This window comes from Winogradskyella sp. (assembly GCF_045105575.1).
Taxonomy (GTDB): Bacteria; Bacteroidota; Bacteroidia; order Flavobacteriales; family Flavobacteriaceae; genus Winogradskyella.
Genome location: NZ_JBGCDQ010000057.1, coordinates 1 through 26223, shown reverse-complemented (window position 1 = coordinate 26223; position 26223 = coordinate 1). Strand labels below are relative to the sequence as shown.

Here is a 26223-nt window from a genome sequence, read left to right as displayed (position 1 = left end):
ATGTCAATCATGTTCCGTATGCAAATTGCATGGCCAGAAGAACCGAATGTGTTATTTGAGGCATTATTAGGGAAATGGGCTCCTGACGGAGTTATGGATGCAGATATTTATTTGGCATTGGTGACTATTCATGGGACCATCATGGTATTTTTTGTATTAACTGCCGGTTTAAGTGGTACGTTTAGTAACTTATTAATTCCATTACAGATTGGTGCACGTGATATGGCATCGGGATTCTTAAATATGGTTTCATATTGGTTATTTTTTCTATCTAGTGTAATCATGGTTATTTCTTTATTTGTTGAAGCTGGACCTGCAGCAGCTGGATGGACTATTTACCCTCCATTAAGTGCATTACCATTAGCTCAAGGTGGTTCAGGCATGGGTATGACATTATGGTTAGTATCTATGGCTATATTTATTGCTTCTTCTTTACTTGGTTCACTTAACTATATTGTTACTGTAATTAACTTACGAACAAAAGGAATGTCTATGACAAGACTTCCTCTAACAATTTGGACATTTTTTATCACAGCTGTAATTGGTGTTATTTCTTTCCCAGTATTATTATCTGCAGCTTTATTATTGATAATGGATAGAAGTTTTGGAACATCATTCTTTTTATCAGACATTTTCATTCAAGGTGAAGTATTGCATTATCAAGGTGGGTCGCCAGTATTATTTGAGCACTTATTTTGGTTTTTAGGTCACCCTGAAGTTTATATTGTATTATTACCTGCATTAGGTATTACTTCAGAAATTATTGCAACCAATTCACGTAAACCAATTTTTGGATACCGTGCCATGGTAGCTTCGATATTAGCAATTGCCTTTTTATCAACCATTGTTTGGGGTCACCACATGTTTATATCAGGTATGAATCCATTTTTAGGTTCTGTATTTACATTTACAACCTTATTGATAGCAATTCCATCTGCGGTGAAAGCCTTTAATTATATCACCACGCTATGGAAAGGGAATCTGCAAATGAATCCTGCCATGCTATTTTCTATCGGATTAGTTTCAACATTTATAACTGGTGGACTTACAGGTATTATTCTTGGTGATAGTGCCTTAGATATTAATGTTCACGATACGTACTTCGTAGTGGCGCATTTCCACTTGGTAATGGGTATATCGGCATTGTATGGTGTATTTGCTGGTGTGTATCATTGGTTCCCAAGAATGTATGGTCGCATGATGAATAAAAACTTAGGCTATTTACATTTCTGGGTGACAGCTATTGCAGCTTACGGTGTGTTTTTCCCAATGCACTTCATAGGTATGGCTGGTTTACCAAGACGATATTACACGAATTCTAATTTCCCTTTATTTGACGATACTACGAATGCCAATGTGGTAATTACAATGTTTGCATTAGTAGGTGGACTCGTTCAGTTAGTGTTCTTATACAACTTTATCGTGAGTATTTTTTACGGTAAGAAGTCGGTACAGAATCCTTGGAGATCGAATACACTAGAGTGGACGGCTCCTGTTGAGCACCTTCACGGAAACTGGCCAGGTGCATTACCAACAGTTTACAGATGGTCTTACGATTACAGTAAGCCAGGACATGATGAAGATTTTGTTCCGCAAAATGTACCAATGAAAGAAGGCGAAGAAGAATTGCAACATTAGCGTCAAAAATAAATTTAGAATCTCGTTAAAGAGACTCACAATATTAAAGCCTTTCTGTTTTCAGAAAGGCTTTTTCGTTATATTTGAGTATTAAAGAATAAACCAAAAACCTTAGGGTCGCTGCGGCTAGTATTATGAACGAAAACTTAGATCCATCCAACGATAATTTTAGTCCTGAAGAGCTAGATGTCGAAAAAAAGTTAAGACCCTTAACCTTTGAAGATTTTACGGGTCAAGACCAAGTTTTAGAAAATCTATTGGTATTTGTTCAGGCGGCGAAGTTAAGAGAAGAAGCTTTAGATCATACCCTATTTCATGGACCTCCAGGACTAGGTAAAACAACACTAGCACACATCTTATCAAATGAGTTGGAAGTTGGTATTAAAGTAACTTCAGGTCCTGTTTTAGATAAACCAGGGGATTTAGCAGGACTATTGACCAATCTCGAAGAACGCGATGTTTTGTTTATAGACGAAATCCATCGTTTGAGTCCAATTGTAGAAGAGTATCTCTATTCTGCAATGGAAGATTATAAAATTGATATCATGATTGAATCTGGTCCTAATGCCAGAACCGTTCAAATTAATTTAAATCCATTCACACTAGTTGGTGCCACTACAAGGTCTGGATTGCTAACAGCACCAATGCGTGCACGTTTCGGTATCAGTAGTCGCTTACAATACTATAAAACAGAATTACTAACCACAATTGTACAGCGAAGTGCATCTATATTAAATATGCCGATTACTATGGAAGCGGCAATAGAAATTGCTGGCAGAAGTAGAGGAACACCACGTATTGCTAATGCCTTATTAAGACGTGTTCGAGATTTCGCACAAATAAAAGGCAATGGTAAAATTGATATTGAGATAGCTAGATTTTCACTAAAAGCACTGAATGTAGATGCCTATGGTTTAGATGAAATGGATAATAAAATATTAATGACCATCATCGATAAGTTTAAAGGTGGTCCAGTTGGTATTAGTACCATTGCCACAGCAGTGAGCGAAAGTACGGAAACCATTGAAGAAGTCTATGAGCCATTTCTCATTCAACAAGGCTTTATTATGCGCACACCACGTGGACGCGAAGTCACAGAACAAGCTTATAAGCATTTAGGGAAAATTAAAGGACCAACACAAGGAGGCTTGTTTTAGAAGTTTAACCTAACCTTTTTAAATGCGAGTAACTCATGCGCTAAAAGGTACTTTATAGATTAAATTTAAACTAAAGTGAAGCTCCAAATATAGACACAATTATAAAATGTTGAACCCAAAACAAAACATACCAACCGTTCCTTTAAGTCGATTTATAAAACATTCACTAGACATTTTAAAAAATCCGCTCCCATTTCATCATCAAAATTTTGAAGAACAAGGAGATATTTTTAGATTAAAACTAGGGCTTAAAAACAGTGTTATTTTTGTGAGAGATGCTGCCTTTGCAGAATATGTACTTCAGAAAAATCAGCGCAACTATACAAAATCTAAAATTCAGACCGAAGATTTAGTGAAATACGTTGGTAAAGGTTTGTTGACTTCAGAGGGCGATCATTGGAAAAAACAACGCAAACTGATTCAGCCTGCGTTTCATAAAAAACAACTTGAGAATCTTTTGCAAAGCATTAAAAATGCGATTGTTTTAGAATATGAAAACATCACACCAAATGCTCCAATAGATATATTTCCTATTTTAAACGATTTGGCATTTCAAACGGTTGTGAAATCCTTGTTTAGCAGTGCAGCAAATCAAGATGATATTAATCGGTTGCAGTATATTACAGAGCAAGCCCAAAAGATGTTGGTGAGAGAGTTACGTCAACCGTATTTAGGTTGGTGGTTTAACATCAGTGGTGAAATTGAAAAACATCTCGAACTAACACGCGAAGCCAGACAAATTTTAAAAGGCATGGTAAACGAGCGCAGAGCTTCAAACGTTAACCATGGAGATTTGTTAGACATGCTTCTAGATGCGCGTTACGACGATGGCAATGCGATGGAGGAAGAACAGCTTATCGACGAAATTTTAATCCTTTTTACAGCAGGCCATGAAACTACATCAAACGCACTCACTTTTACTTCACAGTTACTAGCCTTGCATCCAGAATGGCAAGAAAAAATATATGCAGAACGTTTGGTATTAAAACAAGAAAGTGAGGATTTAATGGATTTGGTCACCAAATCTAAAATCTGCCAGCAAGTTTTAGAGGAAGCGATGCGACTGTATCCACCAGCCTATTTTATAGATCGTTTAAATATAGAGCCAGATGATTTTAAGGGTTTGCATTTTGAAGCAAAATCTAACTTACTATTTTCAGTGTACGAAATGCATCGGCACCCAAAACTGTGGGAACGGCCAACTGAATTTTTGCCAGAACGGTTTAATGAAGGCAGTCGAAAATTTTCGTCGCAATATTTTCCATTTGGTGCTGGCCCACGGAAATGCATCGGAAATAATTTCGCCATGTTCGAAATGATTATTGCAGTATCAGAATTGGTTTCAAACTATAAAATTCATCCTGAATTTAAAGACATAGACATTACACCACTTATTACGCTAAAGCCAAAAAACGCCATTTTAAAGTTTGAAAGAAGAGCATAATGCCAAACAACACTTCTAAATACAGCGCTATTATAAAAGCCGAAGCCAAACGTCTCGGTTTTTTGTCTTGTGGTATTAGTAAAGCTGGCTTTTTAGAAGAAGAGGCACCAAGATTAGAAACTTGGCTTAATAAAAATATGAATGGTGAGATGCGTTATATGGAAAATCATTTCGATAAACGTTTAGACCCAACATTATTGGTAGAAGGATCAAAAAGTGTGGTCTCCTTATTATTGAATTATTATCCAAGCCAAGAGCAAACGGCTAATAGCTATAAACTATCGAAATACGCTTACGGCACTGATTATCATTTTGTGATAAAAGATAAATTAAAAACGTTATTGCACCATATTCAAGATGAAATCGGAGAGGTCGGTGGACGTGCTTTTGTGGATTCTGCTCCAGTTTTAGATAAAGCTTGGGCTGCAAAATCGGGTTTAGGTTGGATAGGGAAACATTCTAATTTATTAACCCAACAAGTGGGTTCTTTTTATTTTATAGCCGAATTAATCATAGATTTAGAACTCGATTACGATACACCAGTAACAGATCATTGTGGCACGTGTACAAAATGTATCGACGCTTGCCCAACGGAAGCGATTACAGAACCTTATGTGGTAGATGGTAGTAAGTGTATTTCCTACTTTACGATAGAACTTAAAGAAAACATTCCAACAGAATTTAAAGGAAAATTTGACGATTGGATGTTTGGTTGCGATATCTGCCAGGATGTTTGTCCTTGGAATCGATTTTCAAAATCACATAAGGAACCCTTATTCAATCCACACCCTGAATTATTGGATATGTCAAAGAAGGATTGGGAAGAAATTACGGAAGATACTTTTAGAAAGGTTTTTCAAAAATCGGCAGTAAAACGAACTAAGTTTTCTGGGTTAGAGCGGAATATTAAGTTTTTGAAGTGAAGCCTTATCCTTCAAAGTTTTCAAAACCTTGTAGGTATCAATTCATATTAAAAATCAACCTAAAACAAGCTGATAAGACGTGCTTCTTCCATCTCCATCAACTTTAAAAACACCCAGACTTAATAATTTCTGTAAATCTCTTGTAGCTGTTGGTTTGGATGTTTGCGTAATTCTCATATATTTTTTAGCGGTCATGCCTCCTTCAAACCCTTTTGATCCTTCCCGAAGCATGCGTTTAATCGCTTTTAGTTGTCTCGCGTTTAATTGATTTAGGTAACGGTCAAAGAGTTTGGTTTTCTTTAAAGTAAAGTCAATCAATGCTTCCGACGCATCTTGAGCATTTAATATAATATCGATAAAATAGTTTAACCACGGTGTAATTTCATTACTGCGTTGTGCTTCTTTTAAAGCGTCATAATAATGGTTTCGCTTAGCATCGATTGCTGCAGAAAGACTTAAAAGTACTGGATAACCAACGGTTTGGGATATTGCTTTTTCGGCAATAGCTCTTCCAATACGACCGTTTCCATCTTCAAAGGGATGAATGGTTTCAAAATAAAGATGAGAAATTGCCGAACGAATCGGAGCATGAATAATAGCCTTCGTCGACTTTGGCGCAGTAGCGTTAAACCACTTTATAAAATGGGTCATTTCAAAAGGCACTTGCTGAGATGGAGGTGCTTCGAAATGCACAGTGGGTTGATCTATTCTACCAGAAACGACTTGCATGGGTTCTTCATGGGTTCTCCATTGACCAACAGTTATGCCTTTAGTTTCAGGGAATATCATTTTATGCCAATCAAAAAGTTTAGGTTCTGTAAGACGATCACTATAAGTGTTTTGAACATCCGTAATAAGGTTAGCCATACCCTTGGCATTTTGATCTTTAATTTTTTTGTCTACTGGAAATCCTAGATTATTTTTAATGGAAGACATAACATCTTCACGACTTAAATAGTCTCCTTCAATTTCCGACGTCTTTAGGGCTTCGGTAACTAAAATATCTATGGTAGCTTGTAGCTGGTCTTGTTGAGATATCGCTTTTAAAGCACCACGTATACGACCAGATTTTTCAGCAAACGTATAAAGCCGCTCTTCTAACTGAGTGTTATCATATTTAAATTGTGGCCAATCTTTTAGTTGCCAATTATACATGCTGAGCCGATTAAAACTTTAATGCGGCTCAAATATAATAAAAAAATGAGCCGATTAGTAATTTTATTCGGCTCAATATTAATTATTTCTTTAGAAAAGTCTTTCAGAAATCTCCTGTAAAACGGACGAAGTTTTCAGTGTTGGAAAGGAATATTGGGTTTTTTAAGGATTGATAACCTACCTAAAACTAAACCCAAAAGAAAATTTAACTGCAAAGTTATCTTCAGTATTCTCAAAACTATGATAGCCATAGCGGTAAAATGCGCCCAAACCAAAACCAGCATATCCAAAATTTTCAAACGGTAGCTTTATAAGATTCTGAAGTTCTAATCCGGTTTCTAAAAACAAGGCCTCTTTAGTTTCAAATGTAATGAACTGATGGCTAGCTGGATGTTCTAAACTACCAATACCAAAATTATTATGCCACAATATATCAGGTTGAAAGGAACCTTTGTTATTAAATAATCTCCCAAAATTGTGCGATATAAAAAGATGCGCATAGCGATCTGATAAAAACTCGTAAGGCGTTACGGTTTGAAAGTAATGCGGTACTACAAAAGGAATTTGTCGGTCTAAAGTCCCTTCTCCTGTAAAGAGCAAACCATAAGGTAAGGCGGTGTCTATATACCCTAAATCGAGTCTATAGCCGGTTTTGCCCAAACCTTTACTGATAAAACTATGATCTAAGGTGAAGCGGAGTTTATTATAACTAAAATCAGAATTAAAAGCGTCTTCTAAACCTCTCGAGTAAACCAGATTAAAAATAGGAGTGTCATTGGCTAGTCTCGTCGTTGCGCCAAAAGAATTTATAAGTTTTTCGTTCACGTGGTAACCAATACCAAAGTTGACTTCAGAATTTGTATAACGTCTCACAGCACTATTGTTATTGATAAATTCATAGTTATAGAGCGGAGTCACTTCAGCTGTGTTAAAACCCAAAGACCAATTCATATTTCTTAAGAGTTTCATGTCGGTACGCACATTTAAAGCTTCAATAGCATCCATTTGACTCGCAATAATATTTCGCGCTACAAAAGGATTTCTAATGTTATTACCAGCATACGTGCCAACTTCTCTAATACTATTTTCGTAATTCAAATGAAATGAAACATCTTTTTTTCCTGGGACATCGATGTCTAACGATCCACCATATTTCCAAGCGCCATCTCTAAAGCCATAACCTGCAAAAGCACCTAAAGATACATTTTTAAGAAGGTCGTCATTGGTTAAAAAACCAGCACCTAGTCTTACATTTTCATGTTTATTAAAACGAATGACATTGCGTAAATCAACATCCACATATTTCAACGGAAATCGACCCTCAAAGAATTTTTGAGGAAATTTTAAAAATCTATCAAAATCGACGTCTTCTCCGATACTGTCTATGAGTGTATAGGTGCGCAGTTCTTGTGTATTTAAAACCTCTTTTCTATAATTATCCCAGTATTTTGAATCTTTTCCTCCTACAGATTCAGGTAATGTAAGCGATACAAAAGGAAAGTCTTTTTTTGTTAGAGCGGTATTTGGTTTTATTTCAGAAAGATAACTTTTACCAACATATTTAAAAGCGTCCGCACCTTCGCCAACAATAATCTCAAAATTTAACTGCTCAGGAAACCAGTATTGATTATTTACAAATTTGTATTTCTGTTGAATGGTGACATCAATTTTTCCAGAATTATAGGTTTTAGCATCCACACTTTCCACGGCATATTGGTTAGAGTTAATGTAAAGTAAACCTGTTAGGCCTTCAAAATTTCGGTTGGCTTTTGGTTCAAATGAAATGACAAAAACAGTATCCGTTCCTACGAGATACTCATCTTTTAATCTGAATTTATATTTCTTAGTACTTCCTTTAGAAATAGGATTGAGATAAGGCGTTGCAAAAAGTTCAATATGTTCGCTGTAAAAGGAAAACGGTTGAAAGGTATTCGCTAAAATAGCAAAATTCGGATTTTTTAAACCAGAGGTGCGCCTTGCAATAACACTATCTTCCGTAAATCTTGGTTTTAAATATTTATGTTTAGCGACCGTTTCTGTTATAAAAAAGTGTGCATCCTTAAAAAGATTTTGGCCAGCATCGACAGAGTTTGTTACAGGTTTACGATCCTTAATATCTACAATGATTTTGTCGTAAGAAATATAAGTGTAGGAGCCTAAATTTTTAGGATTATTGAGATCTCTATTGGCAATAACGTTTTCAATAATGCGATGTGCAGGATTTTCAGAGCTGCTAATAACAACTTCTTCGAGCGTACTAACTTTTTGTTGGAGTGTTATAATTTGATCTGTTACGTCAATGAGGTTCACCGTTTTTGTTTCATAACCTACATAACTAATAGTGATGGTTTTAATGGTAGCTGCTACATAAAACACACCATCAATATCCGTTGAAGTACCTTTGTAAGCTTTACCATTAAAAACAACATTAGCAAAGGGAATGACTTTTTGAGTTGTTGCATCAACGAGTGTTAATTTTTTAGTGCTTTGCGCAAAAGACTTCAAGTTCAAAAAAAACAACAATACTAAAAGGAGGATTCTCATGGTAAGAATTTAATTCACGTTAGAACGAAGAAACGATTATTTTTTAAAAATTGAGAGGATTAATACCAAAAATCTATCCTTATCTTTGTAGCTTATATTTAATCGGCTTTAGAATTATTTAAAGCTCGAAGAAAGTATCTAAACCATTTAATTTATGACTAAAAGAAGTAAACGTATTGAAGCCTTATTATATCACGCAAAACCTACACCAGGTAAAATAAAAGTGGTGCCTACCAAAAAATATGCATCGCAGCGCGATCTTTCTTTAGCATATTCTCCAGGTGTTGCAGAGCCTTGCTTAGAAATTGCAAAGGATATTGATAACGTCTATAAATACACAGCCAAAGGAAATTTAGTGGCTGTTATTTCTAATGGAACTGCGGTTTTAGGTTTAGGAAATATTGGACCAGAAGCATCAAAACCCGTTATGGAAGGCAAAGGCTTATTGTTTAAAATCTTTGCGGATATTGACGTGTTTGATATTGAAGTTGGTACAGAAAATATTGAAGAGTTTATTGCCACAGTAAAAAATATTGCTCCCACCTTTGGAGGCATTAATTTGGAAGACATTAAAGCTCCTGAAGCTTTTGAAATAGAACGTCGTTTAAAGGAAGAATTAGATATTCCTGTGATGCACGACGATCAGCATGGTACAGCAATCATATCAGCAGCAGCACTTTTGAATGCTCTAGAATTAGCTGAAAAAAATATTAAAGATGTCAGAATCGTTGTCAGTGGAGCAGGAGCAGCAGCCATTTCTTGTACACGTTTGTACCAAGCCTTTGGTGCAAAGCGCGAAAATATTGTAATGCTCGATAGTAAAGGAGTCATTAGAAATAACCGTACCAATTTAACACCAGAAAAAGCTGAGTTTGCCACACATTTAGAATTAGATACTCTAGATGACGCGATGAAAAATGCCGATGTATTTGTTGGTTTATCGCAGCCAGATATTGTAACACCAGAGATGCTCTTATCCATGTCGGCAAATCCGATTGTGTTTGCTATGGCGAATCCTGTGCCAGAAATTAATTACCAGCTAGCCATTGATACAAGAGAAGATATTATTATGGCAACGGGTCGTAGTGACCATCCTAACCAAGTGAATAATGTCCTTGGATTTCCCTTTATTTTTAGAGGAGCACTAGATGTCAGAGCGACAAAAATTAATGAAGCCATGAAGATGGCTGCCGTTAAAGCCTTGTCAGACTTAGCAAAAGAACCTGTACCAGAACAGGTGAATATCGCTTATGCTGAAACCCGATTGACTTTTGGTAGAGATTATATTATTCCAAAACCATTTGATCCAAGATTAATTGCAGAAGTGCCTCCTGCAGTGGCAAAAGCAGCCATGGAAAGTGGAGTGGCTAAAGAGCCTATTGAAGATTGGGATAGATATAGAAATTCATTATTAGAACGTTTAGGTTCAGATAATAAGTTGGTGCGTATGCTTTTAGGAAGAGCAAAAACAAATCCTAAACGTGTGGTTTTTGCAGAAGCCGATCAGCTCGATGTGCTTAAGGCAGCCCAAATTGTATATGAAGAAGGAATAGCACAGCCAATTTTGTTAGGACGAAAAGAAACCATTATAGCCTTAATGGAAGAGATTGAGTTCGATGCTGATGTGCCTATTATAGATCCAAAATCAGATGAAGAAACCGAACGAAAAAATCGTTATGCATCTGTATATTGGGAAAAACGTAAGCGTCAAGGAGTCACCCTATATTCTGCTGAAAAAAAAATGCGCGAGCGTAACTACTTTGCAGCTATGATGGTTAATGTTGGCGATGCAGATGCCCTTATTACAGGCTATTCTCGCAACTATCCATCTGTTGTAAAACCAATGCTAGAGTTAATAGGAATGGCAGATGGTATCACCAGAGTTGCAGCAACCAATGTAATGATGACGCAACGTGGACCTATGTTTTTGAGTGATACTTCTATAAATATTGATCCTACAGCTAAAGATTTGGCTAAAATTGCAAGAATGACAGGAAGAGTTACTAAAATGTTTGGTATCGAACCTGTTACAGCTATGATTTCGTATTCTAACTTTGGATCATCAGAAAATCCAAGAGCAGAAAAAGTACGAGAAGCTGTATCTTATTTACATAAAGTTTATCCAGAAATGGTGGTTGATGGTGAATTGCAAACTGATTTTGCTTTAAACTCTAAAATGCTTCAAGATATTTTTCCATTTTCAAAATTAGCTGGTCGTAAAGTAAACACGCTTATTTTTCCGAATTTAGATTCAGCAAACATCACCTATAAATTATTAAAAGAACTGAATGGAGCAGAGTCGATTGGACCTATTATGATGGGAATGCGCAAACCTGTTCACATCTTACAGTTAGATGCAAGCGTAGATGAAATTGTAAATATGACCGCAGTTGCCGTTGTGGATGCCCAAGAACGAGAGAAAAAACAGCAGAAGTAGTAGTTTTAGAGTTAGGAGTTAGGAGTTAGGAGTTAGGAGTTCGGAGTTCAGCGTTCGGAATTCCCTGCTCCTACGTTATATACCTTTGCATCTTAGCGTCTTTGCGAGATTTTTTTGTGTTCAAAGGTTTAGAGTTCAGCGTTCAGTTCCTTAGGGCTTCATTGTCTGCGTTGCGATTTAGCTCCTTAGCGAGAATTTTTCGGTGTTCACAGTATAGCGTATCAAAAGTTGACAGTATCGTTAGATTTCAGGGTTATTTTTTACTTCGTGAATCTCTGCAGCAATCTCTGCGTATCTCTGTGTTATTCTTTTGTGAATCTAATAGCAAGTGCTTTATTCATAGCGATAAAACTTTACTAAAGCTACCAGTCTTACCGACTGGTGCAAACTACTGATCTCAGAGCTTCGTCAGCGTCATTTTTTCTTCTCCGAGCATCTCCGTAAAATCCATTTTAAAGCAAATAAGCGATTGAGAGCGATAGTCGCATCAGTGACCTTCAATCCATCTCAAAAAAAAGAATCCCTATATAAGGCTGTGTCGCATCATATCTAATGTAAATAATTTTATTACATTTGGTTTTTCTTAACATTTTACTATAAATGATTACACACATAGAGGGCAAACTTGTAGAAAAAAATCCGACGGAAGTGGTTATAGACTGTAATGGTGTCGGATATTTTATCAACATATCATTACATACATTTTCTGAAATTCCGGATAAAGAACATCTAAAACTTTACACCTATCTCCAAGTAAGAGAAGATTCTCAAAGTTTATATGGCTTTTCATCTAAAACTGAGCGCGAAATTTTTAAATTATTAATTTCAGTAAGTGGTATTGGTGCCAATACAGCGCGTACCATGTTATCGTCCTTAACACCAAGCCAAGTAAAAGAAGGTATCGCCTCAGGTGATGTGGCATTAATTCAGAGTGTAAAGGGAATCGGAATAAAAACAGCCCAACGTGTTATTATAGATTTAAAGGATAAAGTGTTAAAAGTTTATGGTATAGACGAACTTTCTCTAATGCCAAACAATACACACAAAGATGAAGCGTTATCTGCTTTAGACGTTTTAGGATTTAACAAAAAACAATCCGAAAAAGTGGTGGATAAAATTTTACAATCTCAACCAGATGCCTTTGTAGAGCAAATAATTAAAGAAGCTCTAAAAAATTTATAATGCAATTGAGTACAACTAACAATAATCAAAGTTTTTCTTTTAGATTTTATTGCGTATTAGCTGTTGTGATGCTAATAGGTGGCTTAGTTTCTGCGCAAGAAACGGAACCAGAAACAGAGCAAGATTCTACAAGCACGTCCTTTGCTTTGGGCAAGTTGAACATGCCAAACCCAAATAGTATTGTTTCAAAATACACCTATGATCCTATCTTAGATCGCTACATCTACACAGAAAAAATAGGAAATTTTAATATCAATTATCCTTTAATTTTGACACCAGATGAATTTCAAAAACTGGTATTACAAGAAAAATTAAAGGCCTACTACAAAAAAATGGCTGATGCACAAGCAGGCCAAAAAGAAGGTTCTGAAGAAGATCAGCGAAATTTATTGCCAGAATTTTATGTCAACTCAGGTTTGTTCGAAAGTATTTTTGGTGGCAATACTATTAACGTCGTACCTCAAGGTTCGGTTGAAGTTGATTTAGGAGTGTTATTTTCCAGACAAGATAATCCGGCGTTTTCTCCAAGAAATAGGACGAACTTCACCTTCGATTTTGATCAAAGAATTAGTTTAAGTTTATTGGGTAAAGTCGGAACGAGACTTCAGGTCACCGCAAATTATGATACAGAAGCGACCTTCGATTTTCAACAAATTGTAAAATTAGAATACACACCAACCGAAGACGATATCATCAGAAAAATTGAAGTCGGTAACGTTAATATGCCATTAAATAGTTCTTTAATTACTGGAGCGCAAAGTCTTTTTGGTGTAAAAACAGAATTGCAGTTTGGTAAAACCAGGGTAACTGCTGTATTTTCCGAGCAGCAATCACAATCTAAATCTGTAGTAGCAGAAGGAGGTGGCACTGTTGAAGAATTTGAGTTTTTTGCAAGAGACTATGATGAAAACAGACACTTTTTCTTAGCACAATATTTTAGAGAAACGTATGATAAAGCTTTATTGCAATATCCATTTATAGACAACCAAGGACTTCAAATTACAAGAGCAGAAGTTTGGGTAACCAATAGAAATAACCAGACAGAGAACGTTAGAAACATTGTTGCCTTCCAAGATTTAGGAGAATCGACTATAGAAAATATCGGATTAGATCCTTTTCCTGCCAACTTTGTGAATAGCCCAAATGCAAAACCAAATAATAAAAACAATAATTTTGACCCAAACAACATTGGAGGTCCTGGATCATTATTAACGGAAGCTGTTAGGAATATTACCAACATCGAAGGAGGTGTTCTTGTTAATGTGAATGAAGGATTTGATTATGGAAAGTTAGAATCTGCAAGAAAATTAACTGAAGGACAAGAATATGTTTTAAACACGCAATTGGGTTATATTTCTTTAAACCAGCGTTTACTGAATGATGAAGTTTTAGCCGTTGCCTTTCAATATACTATTGGCGGACAAGTATTTCAAGTAGGTGAATTTGCTAATGATGGTGTAGATGCTACGGTTGTTGGTGAAAATAATGCTGGAAATCAAGTTATAGACAACCAAAGTTTAGTACTTAAAATGTTAAAAAGTGCTGTAACTGCGGTAGAACAGCCGATTTGGGGTTTAATGATGAAAAACATCTACGATACTGGAGCATTTCAGCTCAGTCAAGAAGATTTTAGATTGAACATTTTCTATACCGAAGCGTCTCCATTAAACTTTATTACACCAGTGGAAGGCACCACATTTCCAACGTTTGATAATAATACGACAACTCCTGATGATGATACGGACATTAGGGAAACAGCTTTAATACGATTATTTCATTTAGACCGCTTAAATTTTAATAACGATCCGCAAGAAGGAGGTGATGGTTTCTTTGATTATGCCGAAGGCGTAACCGTATTATCCCAAAATGGAAAAATTATTTTTACTAAGGCTGAACCTTTTGGACGTTATTTATTTGATGTTTTAGATACTGATGGTGCCGCAAATAATGATGCACAATACGATTTAGACGTTTACGATAACCCAAATCAAGAAAAATATGTTTACGATTTACTTTATAAATCAACCAAAACACAAGCGTTAGATGAAGCCGAAAAGGATAAATTTCAAATAAAAGGACGTTTTAAAAGTAGTGGTGGAGGTGGAGGTATTCCTATTGGCGCGTTTAACGTACCAAGAGGTTCGGTTAGAGTGACTGCTGGTGGAAGACAATTGGTAGAAGGTGTCGATTATACGGTAAATTATCAATTAGGACGTGTAGAAATTTTAGATGAAGCTTTAAATGCCTCAAACACACCAATTAACGTATCTGTAGAAAACAATGCTGTTTTTGGTCAGCAAACCAGACGTTTTACAGGTATAAATGTTGAACATCAATTCGATGAAAATTTTGTTTTAGGTGCGACACTATTAAATCTTAACGAACGTCCTATTACACAAAAAGCCAACTTTAATACAGAACCTATTAATAATACCATCTTTGGCTTTAACGGAAACTACTCTACGGAAGTTCCGTTTTTAACGCGAATGGTGAATAAATTACCAAATATAGATACCGATGTGCCGTCCAATCTTTCATTACGAGGTGAATTTGCTTATTTGTTGCCAGGTGCACCAAACGGAGCAGATTTTAATGGCGAAGCCACTGCATATATAGATGATTTTGAAGGAACACAAGGTGCTATTGATTTATTAAGTCCATTATCTTGGACCTTATCGAGTCGCCCAAGTAGTTTACCAGCAACGGTTCCTGGTAGTGATGCTACAGGAGTACAAAATGGCTATGGAAGGGCACTTTTAAATTGGTACACTGTAGATCCTATATTTTATAGTAACCAACGACCAGATGGTATTACAGATGATGATGTATCCTTATTATCTACGAGACGAATTTTTATTGAGGAAATTTTTAATCAAGATATTGTACAAGGACAAACGTCGGTTATCAACACACTCGATTTAGCGTATTATCCTACCGAACGTGGTCCTTATAATTTCGATCCAACCGCTGCTGATAATGTTATGGATAATCCAAGAAGTAGTTGGGCTGGAATTACGCGTCAAATCACCTCTACTGATTTTGAGCAAGCCAATGTAGAATTTATAGAATTTTGGATACAAGATCCGTTTTTAGATGATCCAACCAATGTTGGAGGAAAATTTTATATCAATCTCGGTAATGTGTCGGAAGATGTTATAAAAGATGGTCAAAAACAATACGAAAATGGATTACCAGAAGATGGTGATATTTCCGGATTAACACCAACCTCTTTCGGTACTGTGGTGCCGCAAAATCAATCTTTAATTTACACGTTTGGCACTACTGGTGCAGAGCGCGCATTTCAAGATGTAGGTTTAGATGGTTATGACGATAGTGAGGAAATACCAACATTTCCAGACGATCCTGAACTATCAGCAATCTATGCCAATTTTGCTGGGTTAGAAGATCCTGCAAATGATAATTATACATTTTACTTAAATACAGATGGTGATATTTCTCAGCGTTACAAAAAATATAACGGTGTAGAAGGAAATACGCCAGACTTGTTTACAGATACCAACAGAGGTTCGACAACACAACCAGATGTTGAAGATATCAATAGAGATAACACAATGAACACCATTGATAGTTATTTTGAATATGAAATTGATATGACTCCAGCAAGTTTATTAGATCCTAACAACCCTTTTATTAATGATATTAAGGAGAATTTTGAAGTGATTTTACCAAATGGTGATGTAAGAACGGATGTAAAATGGTATCAGTTCAGAATTCCAATTAATGAAGAAACACGTCGTGTAGGTGGTATTTCAGATATACGATCGGTACGTTTTGCACGTTTATTTTTATCTGGTTTTGCGCAAGAAACAGTACTGCGTTTAGCGAGTTTAGATTTGGTACGTAGCGATTGGAGACGTTACACTTTAGACTTAGATAACGATACTACTAACAATAGTGATAACGCAGATTTTAGTGTCGGTGTGGTTAGTATCCAAGATAATCCTAGTTATCAAATTCCACCAGGTGTAAGGCAAGAAGAACTGAATAATAACAATACGATTATTAGACAAAATGAGCAAGCTTTAGTATTGCAGGCCTGTGATTTAGAGCCTGCAGATTCTCGTGGTGTGTTTAAAAACATTAATATAGACATGCGTCAGTATAAAAAGCTGCGGATGTTTATGCACGCTCAAGCGCAAGAAGGGTCAACCTTATTGCCTGGAGAAATGGTCGGTTTTATAAGAATGGGTAATGATTTTACGCAAAACTATTATCAGATAGAAGTGCCACTTTTACCATCTGATTTTGCAGAAGGTGATGCACAGCAAGTAATTTGGCCAGAGCAAAACGAAATCAATATTCCTTTAGAGTTTTTACAAAAAATTAAAGCGCTCGGAATTTCTGCTGGTACCTTAGGGAATCAAGAGGCTACGTTTTATAATGTGGTGGATGGTGTACTTGATGAAAATCCGTTACCAGATATAAATCAAGCATATACTAATGTGCAAGGTACAAGACAACAACGTATCGCAGTAAAAGGAAATCCAAATTTTGGTGATATTAGAGTACTGATGATGGGTGTTAAAAATGGTAACGCACTCATGTCTGGTGAAAATATATGTGGCGAAGCTTGGTTCAACGAATTAAGGATGTCAGATCTAGAAAATGAAGGTGGTTGGGCAGCCGTTGCAAGTATGGATGCACAAATTGCTGATTTTGCAGATATTAGTGCTACAGGAAGACGCAGTACTATTGGTTTTGGTGGCATTGAGCAAGGACCTAATGAACGAAGTTTAGAAGATGTGCAACAATACGATGTGGTAACCAACGTACAACTAGGGCAACTTCTGCCAAAAAAATGGGGAGTTCAAATTCCATTTAATTATGCACAAAGTGAAGAATTAATTACTCCTAAATTCGATCAATTTTATAATGATCTTACCTTAGAATCACGATTAGATGCTGCTGATACAGCGGAAGAGGAAGAAACCATAAGAGAACAATCCGAAGATTACACCAGACGACAAAGTGTTAATTTTATCGGAGTCAGAAAACAAAAAACAGGCGAGTCTAAACGGCGCTTTTATGATGTTGAAAACCTAACGCTTAATTACAGTTATAATAAAGTAGAACAGCGCAACTTTGAAATTGAAAATGCCTTAGACCAAACCGTACGTGCAGGTGCTAACTATAATTTTGCTTTCGAACCGCTAAAAATTGAACCCTTTAAAAAGAACGATTCACTCTTCACTGGTAAAAGTTGGAAAATCTTAAAGGATTTTAATCTTAATTTATTGCCTTCAAGTTTTTCACTAAATACAGATATTAACAGACAATTTAGTAAACAGAAATTTAGAGAAGTAGAATTAGCAGGAAACAATATTGGTATTGAAGAATTATTTAGAAGAAATTACACGTTCGATTTACAATATGCCATTAACTATAATATTACGGATGCTTTAAGTTTAAACTTTATGGCTGCGAATTCTAATATTGTACGTAATTATTTTGTGGATGATCGTATCAATGGACGTCAAGATGCAGCACTTGATGTTTGGGATGGTTTCTTTGATCTTGGAGATCCAAACTTACAAACACAGCAACTTCAATTAAATTACGAATTACCTTTATATAAAATTCCGATTCTAAGTTTCTTAAAAGCAACTTATGCGTATAACGGTTCGTTTCAATGGCAAAAAGGCTCAGATTTAAATGAAGGCTTAGAGGTTGCAATAGATGCGGATAATAATCCAGACACACCAAATGTGCTTCAAAGTTTTGATTTAGGCCATGCCATACAAAATTCTAACACGCACAATCTCAATACCACACTTAACATGGAAACCTTATACAAAACCTTAGGTTTGGTAAGAAAAGGAAAACCGAGAGGCCGTGGAAGAAGCAGAAGAGATACACCAAGAGCGCGTTCTGCAACACCAGAAAAAAGTGCTGATGGTAAAGAAGCGAAAGATCCAAACAAGTTAAGTGCAGGTAAAAAAGCATATAACACGTTTATTGATGTGATAACTATGGTGAAGCGTGTGCAGCTGACCTATAGCGAAAATAATGGTACTTTTTTACCAGGTTATTTACCAACACCAGGTTTTGTTGGCACATTAAGACCTACAGTGGGTTATACCTTTGGTGGACAAGGAGATGTTAGAGGTTTAGCCGCTAGAAATGGTTGGTTAACTAATTTCCCAGATTTTAATCAGCAGTTTACCAGAGTCAAAAATACAAGTTTAGACTATTCTGTAAACGTAGAACCATTGCGTGATTTTAAACTCGATTTAATAGGTAATAGAACCTACGCAGAAAATTATACCGAAAACTTTAGGGTAGAGGATTTCTTAGATGGCGAAGGAAATGACGTTGGTGTTGGAAATGGCGATGGCTTTAACGATTACAGGGCATTAACACCAAATACATTCGGTAACTTTAATATTTCAACGGCTTTAATTAGAACCGCATTTAGTAGCAGTGACGAAAATCAATCTGAAACGTTTGATGCCTTTAGAGAAAATAGATTAGTAGTTGCAAGACGACTAGCAACAAGAGCAGGTATCGATGTTAACGATGTGGCTAATCAAGATGCTGAAGGATTTCCTTTAGGTTTCGGTAAAAATAGTCAACGTGTATTAATACCAGCGTTTTTATCGGCTTATCAAGGTTCTAATGCAGAAAATGCTAGCCTGAGTTCATTTAGAGATATTCCAATTCCAAATTGGCAATTAAAATATACAGGTTTAATGAAAATTCCATGGTTTAAGAGAACATTCAGACGTTTCTCTGTGCAGCATGGATATAGATCGAGTTATACCATTAATCAATTTAGAACAAACTTAGATTATGTGGCACCATTTATAAATCTTCCGGCTAACGACCCTCGAAATCAAGATGCAGTGGATCAGGCAGGTAATTTTAAGAGTAGGGTGCTTTTTAGTAATATTAATTTAGAAGAACAATTTAGTCCTTTAGTCCGATTAGATTTTGAACTCAAGAATTCATTAAAGGTACTGGCAGAGATAAGAACAGACCGAACTTTATCCTTAAGTTTTGATAACAATTTAATGACCGAAATACAAGGAGAAGAATATACCCTTGGTTTAGGATATCGCTTTAAAGATTTACGAATTCGTTCAAAACTCGCAGGTCCAAAACAAATTATTGTGAGTGATTTAAATATGCGTGCAGATATTTCGGTGAGAGATAATAAAACGATTATTAGATATTTAGATTTAGAAAATAATCAAATCACAGCAGGTCAAACAATTTGGGGTTTAAAATATACAGCGGATTATGCCTTCAATAAAAACCTAACAGCTATTTTCTATTTCGATTATACCTTCTCAGATTTTGCAATTTCAACGGCATTTCCACAAACCGCTTTAAGATCAGGAATTACCCTACGTTATAATTTTGGAAATTAAGCTTGAATTGAAGCTATTAAAAAATTACATTTGTGACATTAACAATATATCACATTAAAGATGAATACACCATCAGAATTAAAGTACACTAAAGATCACGAATGGATCAAAATTGAAGGCGATACAGCTACCATAGGTATTACAGATTTCGCTCAAAGCGAATTAGGTGATATTGTTTATGTAGAAGTGGATACCTTAGACGAAACTTTAGATGCCGAAGAAGTTTTTGGTACTGTTGAAGCAGTAAAAACAGTGTCAGATTTATTTTTACCCTTGTCTGGAGAAATTATTGAATTCAACGAAAGTTTAGAAGACGAGCCAGAAAAAGTAAATACAGATCCTTATGGCGCAGGTTGGATGATTAAAATGAAATTTTCTGATGCATCACAAATAGAAAATTTGATGTCTGCGGAAGATTATAAAGCGCTAATCGGTGGTTAAAAAATTGCTTTTACTGGTGTCTGTTAGTTACACAGTGGCACTCGTTATTGCAAGTTTAATTAATCTCAATGGTGTACCAAGTTTAGGATCATCTTTCGACGATAAAATATATCATGTTATTGCTTATTTGGGCTTAGCCTTTTTATGGGTGTTTTATTCTAAACCCTTTAAAACGCGCTATATTCCCTTTATAATTTTAGCAGCAGCAGCACTTTTTGGTTTTATATTGGAAGTACTGCAATATCTATTGAATCCTAATAGAACTTACGATACTTATGATTTAATAGCAAATACCATTGGTGCTATTTGTGGTACATTTATTGCTGTTAAATTAAATGTGATAAAATTAAAATAATCTAAAGCCTTGTTTTTTTTACTATTATTTAGTTAAATTAGCACTGTTATAATAAAACGAATTTTATGGAACCTAAAAAGAATCCGAAATCAGACGTTAGTCGCAATAGCTCATTGTACTTTGCTGTTGGTCTTGCCTTAATGTTATGTATTACGTATATGGCAATTAATTACAAGACGTACGATCCAATTGATGTCATTGCAGACTCACTTAATTTAGATGATGATTTAGATGAAGAAGTGCCAATTACAGAACAATTGGTAACTCCGCCACCACCACCACCACCACCACCAGCTCCAGAAATTATAGAAGTTGTTGAAGATGAGGTTGAAGTAGAAGAAACTGTTATCGAATCTACAGAAACAGAAATGGAAACAGAAATTGTTGAAGTGGAAGAGGTAGAAGTTGCCGAAGTAGAAGAAGATCTTGAGGTACCATTTTCAGTTATTGAAAACGTGGCCGTTTTTCCAGGTTGTGAAAAGAAAAAAGGCAACGCAGCTAAAAAGGCTTGTATGAATGAAAAGGTGAACAAATTCATCGGTAAAAAGTTTAATACGGACTTAGCTGGCGATTTAGGTTTACCACCAGGAAAGAAAAGAATATTTGTAGCATTTAAAGTAGATAAATCTGGTAATATTACAAGCGTTAATGCACGTGGTCCTCATCCAGGATTAGAAAAAGAAGCAAAACGAGTCATTGGATTATTACCTAAAATGAAACCAGGAAAACAAAGAGGTAAGCCAGTGGTAATGCCCTTTTCAATTCCAATTGTATTCCAAGTACAAGACTAAGAGATACCAACATATTTAAGATATAAAAATCCCGTTCAAAATTAATTGAGCGGGATTTTCGTTTTGGTATGCTTATTGTGACTTTGACATAATATTAACATTTAAATTATAGATATTATGAAAAATTCTAAAAAAGTCTTCGGTAATGCTGGTCAGAGCACTACTGAAGCAAAGAAGCCACACAAGCATGATGCGAATTTACAAAAAAACTCAACCCTTTATTTCCAAATTGGGTTGATACTTTGTTTATTGAGTACATATGCACTTTTTGAAATGCAGTTTCAAGATAAAATAATTATCATGGATCCTTTACAGGATAATGAATTGGCAATCATTGACATTCCTCCATCGTTTATTCCTGAGGTGATTCAACCTGAAACAAAAGAACCAGAACCTGAAGTTGACAGGAGTACAGAATTGATAGATACCTATGAAGAGGTCGATGATGAAAAGAAAATTATTGAGAAAGAAATTGTGACATCAGAAGAGCGGAAACCAGAAGTTGCACCTGTAGATCCAAATAGTCTTAAAGAGGAGGACGATCCAGAGGATTTAGACCTTATTGTCCCTTTCACACTAATAGAGCAAGTTCCAATTTATCCAGGATGCGAAAAGTACACTACGAACAACGACCGTAAAAAATGCATGTCTAAAAAAATCACCAAATTAGTGGGTAATAAATTCAATGTAGATATCGGTTCGGATTATGGAATTTATGGTAAACAAAGAATTACAACGCAGTTTACTATAGATAAGAATGGTAATGTTACCGATATAAAAATAAGAGGACCTCACGATGCTTTAGAACGTGAAGCAAAACGTGTCATTAACAAAATCCCAAAAATGCAGCCAGGTTTACAACGACAGGTTCCTGTTGGTGTTGTTTATACCTTGCCAATCGTTTATGATGCTAGAAATTAGTGCTATCATAGGATAGTTATAATTCAAAACCGTTATTCTTAGAGTAACGGTTTTTTAATACTCAGATTTTAAGGTTGCTAAAAAAAATAAGTATCTTTCGCACATTAAAATTTGGACTTTTATGAAGCGCATTGTGCTATTTGCCATTCTATTTATAACCGCCTTTGGTTATTCTCAAAATATAATCACTTACGAAAAACCACCCGTTTTCACTGAATGTGATACCATAGCTGCAGAAGAATTAAAATCGTGCTTCAACTTTACCTTAAATACATTTATTTATGAGAATTTTAAAGTGCCAGAAATAGTTGCTGAAAAGTCTTACCAAGGTGATGTTCAAGTATTATTCGAAATTAATAAAGAGGGTGAGTTTAACGTCATTTATTCAGACGCTATTTATGATGCCTTAAAGGATGAAAGCAAACGTGTTTTTGATGCACTACCAAAAATAAAGCCAGCAACTTATAACGGAAAGCCAACCTTTGTACAATATAGTATTACCATTGCCATTCCGTTAGAACAACCCATTAAAAAATTACAACCGTCTACTGAAGACGTTCAACTGACTAAAAAGGATAGTCTTAATAGTACCTTATCTAATGAGTTTGATTCGGTGAATGAAGCCTTACAGCCTTACGAAAAATTAGAATACACAAGTGAGTTAAACATTCCGTTTACACATTCTTATTACGCACGTTTTGATGACGAGATGAACGCCATAGGTACCAACAGCCATACCGCAGCAAAACCCTTTGTCTATGGTGAAGTAGCTAGATATTACGACATCAACGCAGAACGCGAAAGTTTAGCAAAAGACACTGAGTCTTGGGTTGGAAGAAAGTTATTTAATGAGCACTTAGTTGAAGTGCAGGGCGAGGATTATTGGTTTACCGTGGATCCTATTTTAGATCTGCAAGTTGGGCGAGATAGCGAAGCGGATTTTAGTACAACTTACAATAATACCAGAGGTATTTTTATTCAGGCTGGTTTAGGTAAACGTCTTAATTTTACCACTTCAATTTTTGAAAGTCAAGGGCGTTTTGCAGATTATTTTAACCGTTATGCCGAAAGTCTCAAAGCTTTTGGTCCAGATCCTGCAATTATACCTGGTAGAGGCATTGGAAAACGTTTTAAAGACAATGGGTATGACTATCCAGTGGCAGAAGCCTACCTTTCATATACTCCTGCGGATTTTTTAAATGTACAATTTGGTCATGGTAAAAATTTTATAGGTGATGGTTATCGGTCATTATTTCAAAGTGATGTCGCCAGTCCTTATCCATTTTTAAAATTGAATACCACCTTTTGGAAGGTAAAATACACAAGTACTTGGATGTGGTTAAAAGATGCAAGACCAGAAGTGGTAGTAGATGATGCTTTTTTAACTAAATATATGGCGAATCATTATTTAAGTTGGAATGTCTCCAAACGTCTAAATATTGGTTTGTTTGAATCGGTCATGTGGGCAGACACCAACGGAAGAGGTTTTGATGTTAATTATTTAAATCCAGTCATCTTTTTTAGAGCCATTGAGTTTCAAACTGGTCAGGGAGCAGGTAATGCTATTTTGGGTCTGAGTTCTAAATACAAATGGAATAATAAAGTGAATCTTTATGGTCAATTTATTTTAGATGAATTTTCATTAGGTGATGTAAGAGCAGGTGAAAAAAGTTGGAAGAATAAATTCGGATTTCAATTAGGTGCTAAATATTTTAATGCTTTTAATGTCGATAATTTATTGTTGCAAGCGGAGTATAACCGTGTGCGTCCTTATACCTATTCGCACAATACCCAAATTCTAAACTATGCACATTTTAATCAACCCATGGCGCATCTTTGGGGAGCCAATTTTAGAGAATTGGTTTTGATTGGTCGGTATAATTATGAACGCTGGTCTGCGGATGCGAAGTTCATTCTAGGACAACGTGGTTTTGATTTTAATACGGATGAAGACAGTTTTTCTTACGGAGGCGATATTTATAGAACAGAAAATGACCGTGTTGGAAATACAGGTATAGAAATAGGACAAGGCAATAAAACCAATAGTTTCATGGCCGAAGTTCAGGCGAGTTACTTATTAAATCCAGCAACAAATCTAAAAGTCTTTTCCAATATCATTTATAGAGATTTTAATCCAGAGGCTATTACAGCAACGACTATGGATTCTAATACGTTGTGGTTTAGTGTAGGAGTCAGAACAGATTTGTTCAATTGGTATAATGATTTTTAGATGGAAAAGGTGAGTTGATGGTAAAGCGATTTGATTTATGAGAATCTAGCGACTACGTTTGAAGTTTTATTTGTTATATCCGTATGTTGCCAGTAGTTTATTCATTCCCTTTTCTAATAAATTCTATTGGTTCGGATTGTAAATTCATTGTGAAAGATGATATTTCCCCATTTTCATCCATTTGGAAGTTAACTGCAAACTCAGGGTTGAAAATATCTGAAACATCTTCTAAAGGTTTCATAACGAAAATATCATAATGAAGATGTTCCAGGAAAAATTTATAGGTAGGATAAATAGCATAAAGTTTATCATCCTCTATCTTAATCTTCCCGTACCCCTTATGTTCGTATACTCCCTCAAAAAATGCTAATGATTTTGATGGTGGTTTTTCATTATTCATTGACTCAATCATTTCCTTTGGCTGATAAATATCAGAGACTATAATCGGATAATCACTAACACTTTTCCTGCCTAATATTCTATTTTGCACTATGTCTGCAATGATGTAAGGCAATATGGAATCGTCTTGATTGACCAATATCGAAATGCCAAATTTTCTGAATGGATATGTGACCACAAGGGTAGAAAAACCAGATGTATTACCTCCATGTTGCACTCTGTATTCACCATCTCTTGCTTCAACTCTCCAGCCCAAACCGTAACCTTGTAGAAAGAGACTAGGTTCATCTTCACCATCTCTCGAATTGTAAAACTTTCTGGCTTTTTTTACATAGTCTTTAGGTATTACTTGTACTTCTTTGTAACGACCATCATTTATCCATGCCAACATCCATTTCGAAAGGTCTTTTGTGGTACTTCGAATGCCACCTCCGGGTTTATAGTCATAATATTGCTCAAAATTCACCTTCTTGATTTCGTTTTGGTAAAGACCGTAACCAAAAGAAAAGTCGTCTGTTTTCAACACGTCTTCTAAACTAGTGAAAGAACTAGTCATCTCTAACGGTTCAAATATTCGATGTTGAATATTAGCTTCCCAGCTTTTGTTAGTTACTTCTTCAATAATTGTACCTGCCACGGTGTAGGCGATATTACTGTAAATACTGCTTTCTTTCACCTTACCCTCTGGCTTTATATATCTCAACCTTTCCATCATTTTTAGTCGGTTGTTTTCAGGAAAGAGAACTAACGTTCCGTTAACATTTCCCAAACCGCTTTTATGGGAAAGTAGGTCGGAAATTGAAATCGAAGCATTCATCTCAGTTGTATTAAACTGGATAGTTGGTATGTATCTTGCAGGTCTGTCAGTCAGAGAGATTCTACCTTCTGATTCTAACATACCTAGTATAGATGCGGTAAATGCTTTAGAACAAGAGGCAATCGGAAAAATGGTATTTTTAGTAGTTGGCTTTTTACTTTCTAAATCTCTGTAGCCAAATCCCTTGTTAAAAAGAACTTTGTCATTCTCTACTATGGCGACAGACAAACCAACAGCATTATATTTTTCCATCCAATTTACAATTTCTTGTTCCAATCCATCTAGACGCTTGTCTTTAGATTGTCCAAACAGTGAAATGAATATTGTAAGAAATACTATAGTTAAAAGTTTTTTTTTCATTAGGCTTGTTTCGATATTTTATTCAAATTACTGGCAAC

General features: G+C 35.7%; 15 protein-coding genes. 12 read left to right on the top strand and 3 right to left on the bottom strand.

The window, feature by feature from the left end:
* The 4 genes from AB8B52_RS13345 to queG form a co-directional block, all read left to right on the top strand.
* Positions 1-1638, top strand: a 1638-nt coding sequence (locus AB8B52_RS13345; RefSeq protein ID WP_406028937.1) for a cbb3-type cytochrome c oxidase subunit I, incomplete at its 5' end; no start/stop codon positions are given.
* A 134-nt stretch (positions 1639-1772) separates the two neighbouring features.
* Complete coding sequence (gene ruvB, locus AB8B52_RS13340; RefSeq protein WP_406028935.1) at positions 1773-2795, top strand: Holliday junction branch migration DNA helicase RuvB; 1023 nt, start codon at positions 1773-1775, stop codon at positions 2793-2795.
* 106 nt (positions 2796-2901) lie between these two features.
* A complete protein-coding gene (locus AB8B52_RS13335; RefSeq protein WP_406028933.1) occupies positions 2902-4239 on the top strand; it encodes a cytochrome P450 in 1338 nt (445 codons plus the stop codon).
* The gene (queG, locus tag AB8B52_RS13330) at positions 4239-5162 is read left to right on the top strand and encodes a tRNA epoxyqueuosine(34) reductase QueG (protein ID WP_406028931.1); all 924 of its coding nucleotides are present in this window, start codon (positions 4239-4241) and stop codon (positions 5160-5162) included. The genes AB8B52_RS13335 and queG overlap by 1 nt, the downstream gene beginning before the upstream one ends.
* Before the next feature lie 54 nt (positions 5163-5216).
* On the opposite strand, the gene AB8B52_RS13325 is transcribed toward queG, so the two are convergent.
* Positions 5217-6317, bottom strand: coding sequence for a Fic family protein (locus AB8B52_RS13325; protein ID WP_406028929.1), 1101 nt, complete (start codon positions 6315-6317; stop codon positions 5217-5219).
* Between the two features lie 177 nt (positions 6318-6494).
* Positions 6495-8861, bottom strand: a complete 2367-nt coding sequence (locus AB8B52_RS13320; RefSeq protein WP_406028927.1) for a DUF5686 family protein — start codon at positions 8859-8861, stop codon at positions 6495-6497.
* 154 nt (positions 8862-9015) lie between these two features.
* Between AB8B52_RS13320 and AB8B52_RS13315 the strand changes: the two genes are divergently transcribed.
* The 8 genes from AB8B52_RS13315 to AB8B52_RS13280 all read left to right on the top strand — a co-directional run bounded on the left by AB8B52_RS13315 (position 9016) and on the right by AB8B52_RS13280 (position 24609).
* Complete coding sequence (locus AB8B52_RS13315) at positions 9016-11298, top strand: NADP-dependent malic enzyme (RefSeq protein WP_406028925.1); 2283 nt, start codon at positions 9016-9018, stop codon at positions 11296-11298.
* Positions 11299-11898: 600 nt separating this feature from the next.
* Positions 11899-12480, top strand: coding sequence for a Holliday junction branch migration protein RuvA (gene ruvA / locus AB8B52_RS13310; protein ID WP_406028923.1), 582 nt, complete (start codon positions 11899-11901; stop codon positions 12478-12480).
* Positions 12480-19871, top strand: coding sequence for a cell surface protein SprA (gene sprA, locus AB8B52_RS13305; protein WP_406028921.1), 7392 nt, complete (start codon positions 12480-12482; stop codon positions 19869-19871). Before ruvA ends, sprA begins: the two co-directional genes overlap by 1 nt.
* A gap of 60 nt (positions 19872-19931) precedes the next feature.
* The gene (gene gcvH, locus AB8B52_RS13300; protein WP_406028919.1) at positions 19932-20312 is read left to right on the top strand and encodes a glycine cleavage system protein GcvH; all 381 of its coding nucleotides are present in this window, start codon (positions 19932-19934) and stop codon (positions 20310-20312) included.
* 4 nt (positions 20313-20316) lie between these two features.
* Positions 20317-20667, top strand: coding sequence for a VanZ family protein (locus AB8B52_RS13295; protein ID WP_406028917.1), 351 nt, complete (start codon positions 20317-20319; stop codon positions 20665-20667).
* A gap of 65 nt (positions 20668-20732) precedes the next feature.
* A complete protein-coding gene (locus tag AB8B52_RS13290; protein WP_406028915.1) occupies positions 20733-21458 on the top strand; it encodes an energy transducer TonB in 726 nt (241 codons plus the stop codon).
* A gap of 117 nt (positions 21459-21575) precedes the next feature.
* Positions 21576-22379: an energy transducer TonB gene (locus tag AB8B52_RS13285; RefSeq protein ID WP_406028913.1), complete on the top strand. Its 804-nt coding sequence runs from the start codon at positions 21576-21578 to the stop codon at positions 22377-22379.
* Positions 22380-22500: 121 nt separating this feature from the next.
* Complete coding sequence (locus tag AB8B52_RS13280; protein WP_406028911.1) at positions 22501-24609, top strand: gliding motility protein RemB; 2109 nt, start codon at positions 22501-22503, stop codon at positions 24607-24609.
* A gap of 97 nt (positions 24610-24706) precedes the next feature.
* Here AB8B52_RS13280 and AB8B52_RS13275 read toward each other — a convergent pair whose 3' ends face one another.
* Positions 24707-26185 (bottom strand): serine hydrolase, encoded by a 1479-nt coding sequence (locus AB8B52_RS13275; RefSeq protein WP_406028909.1) that lies wholly within the window; start codon positions 26183-26185, stop codon positions 24707-24709.
* Positions 26186-26223 lie beyond the last annotated feature (38 nt).

Bases quoted from the DNA above. Each gene is read 5' to 3' on its own strand.
- ruvB (WP_406028935.1), top strand. From the start codon at position 1,773: ATGAACGAAAACTTAGATCCATCCAACGATAATTTTAGTCCTGAAGAG.
- AB8B52_RS13335 (WP_406028933.1), top strand. From the start codon at position 2,902: ATGTTGAACCCAAAACAAAACATACCAACCGTTCCTTTAAGTCGATTT.
- queG (WP_406028931.1), top strand. From the start codon at position 4,239: ATGCCAAACAACACTTCTAAATACAGCGCTATTATAAAAGCCGAAGCC.
- AB8B52_RS13325 (WP_406028929.1), bottom strand. From the start codon at position 6,317: ATGTATAATTGGCAACTAAAAGATTGGCCACAATTTAAATATGATAAC.
- AB8B52_RS13320 (WP_406028927.1), bottom strand. From the start codon at position 8,861: ATGAGAATCCTCCTTTTAGTATTGTTGTTTTTTTTGAACTTGAAGTCT.
- AB8B52_RS13315 (WP_406028925.1), top strand. From the start codon at position 9,016: ATGACTAAAAGAAGTAAACGTATTGAAGCCTTATTATATCACGCAAAA.
- ruvA (WP_406028923.1), top strand. From the start codon at position 11,899: ATGATTACACACATAGAGGGCAAACTTGTAGAAAAAAATCCGACGGAA.
- sprA (WP_406028921.1), top strand. From the start codon at position 12,480: ATGCAATTGAGTACAACTAACAATAATCAAAGTTTTTCTTTTAGATTT.
- gcvH (WP_406028919.1), top strand. From the start codon at position 19,932: ATGAATACACCATCAGAATTAAAGTACACTAAAGATCACGAATGGATC.
- AB8B52_RS13290 (WP_406028915.1), top strand. From the start codon at position 20,733: ATGGAACCTAAAAAGAATCCGAAATCAGACGTTAGTCGCAATAGCTCA.
- AB8B52_RS13285 (WP_406028913.1), top strand. From the start codon at position 21,576: ATGAAAAATTCTAAAAAAGTCTTCGGTAATGCTGGTCAGAGCACTACT.
- AB8B52_RS13280 (WP_406028911.1), top strand. From the start codon at position 22,501: ATGAAGCGCATTGTGCTATTTGCCATTCTATTTATAACCGCCTTTGGT.
- AB8B52_RS13275 (WP_406028909.1), bottom strand. From the start codon at position 26,185: ATGAAAAAAAAACTTTTAACTATAGTATTTCTTACAATATTCATTTCA.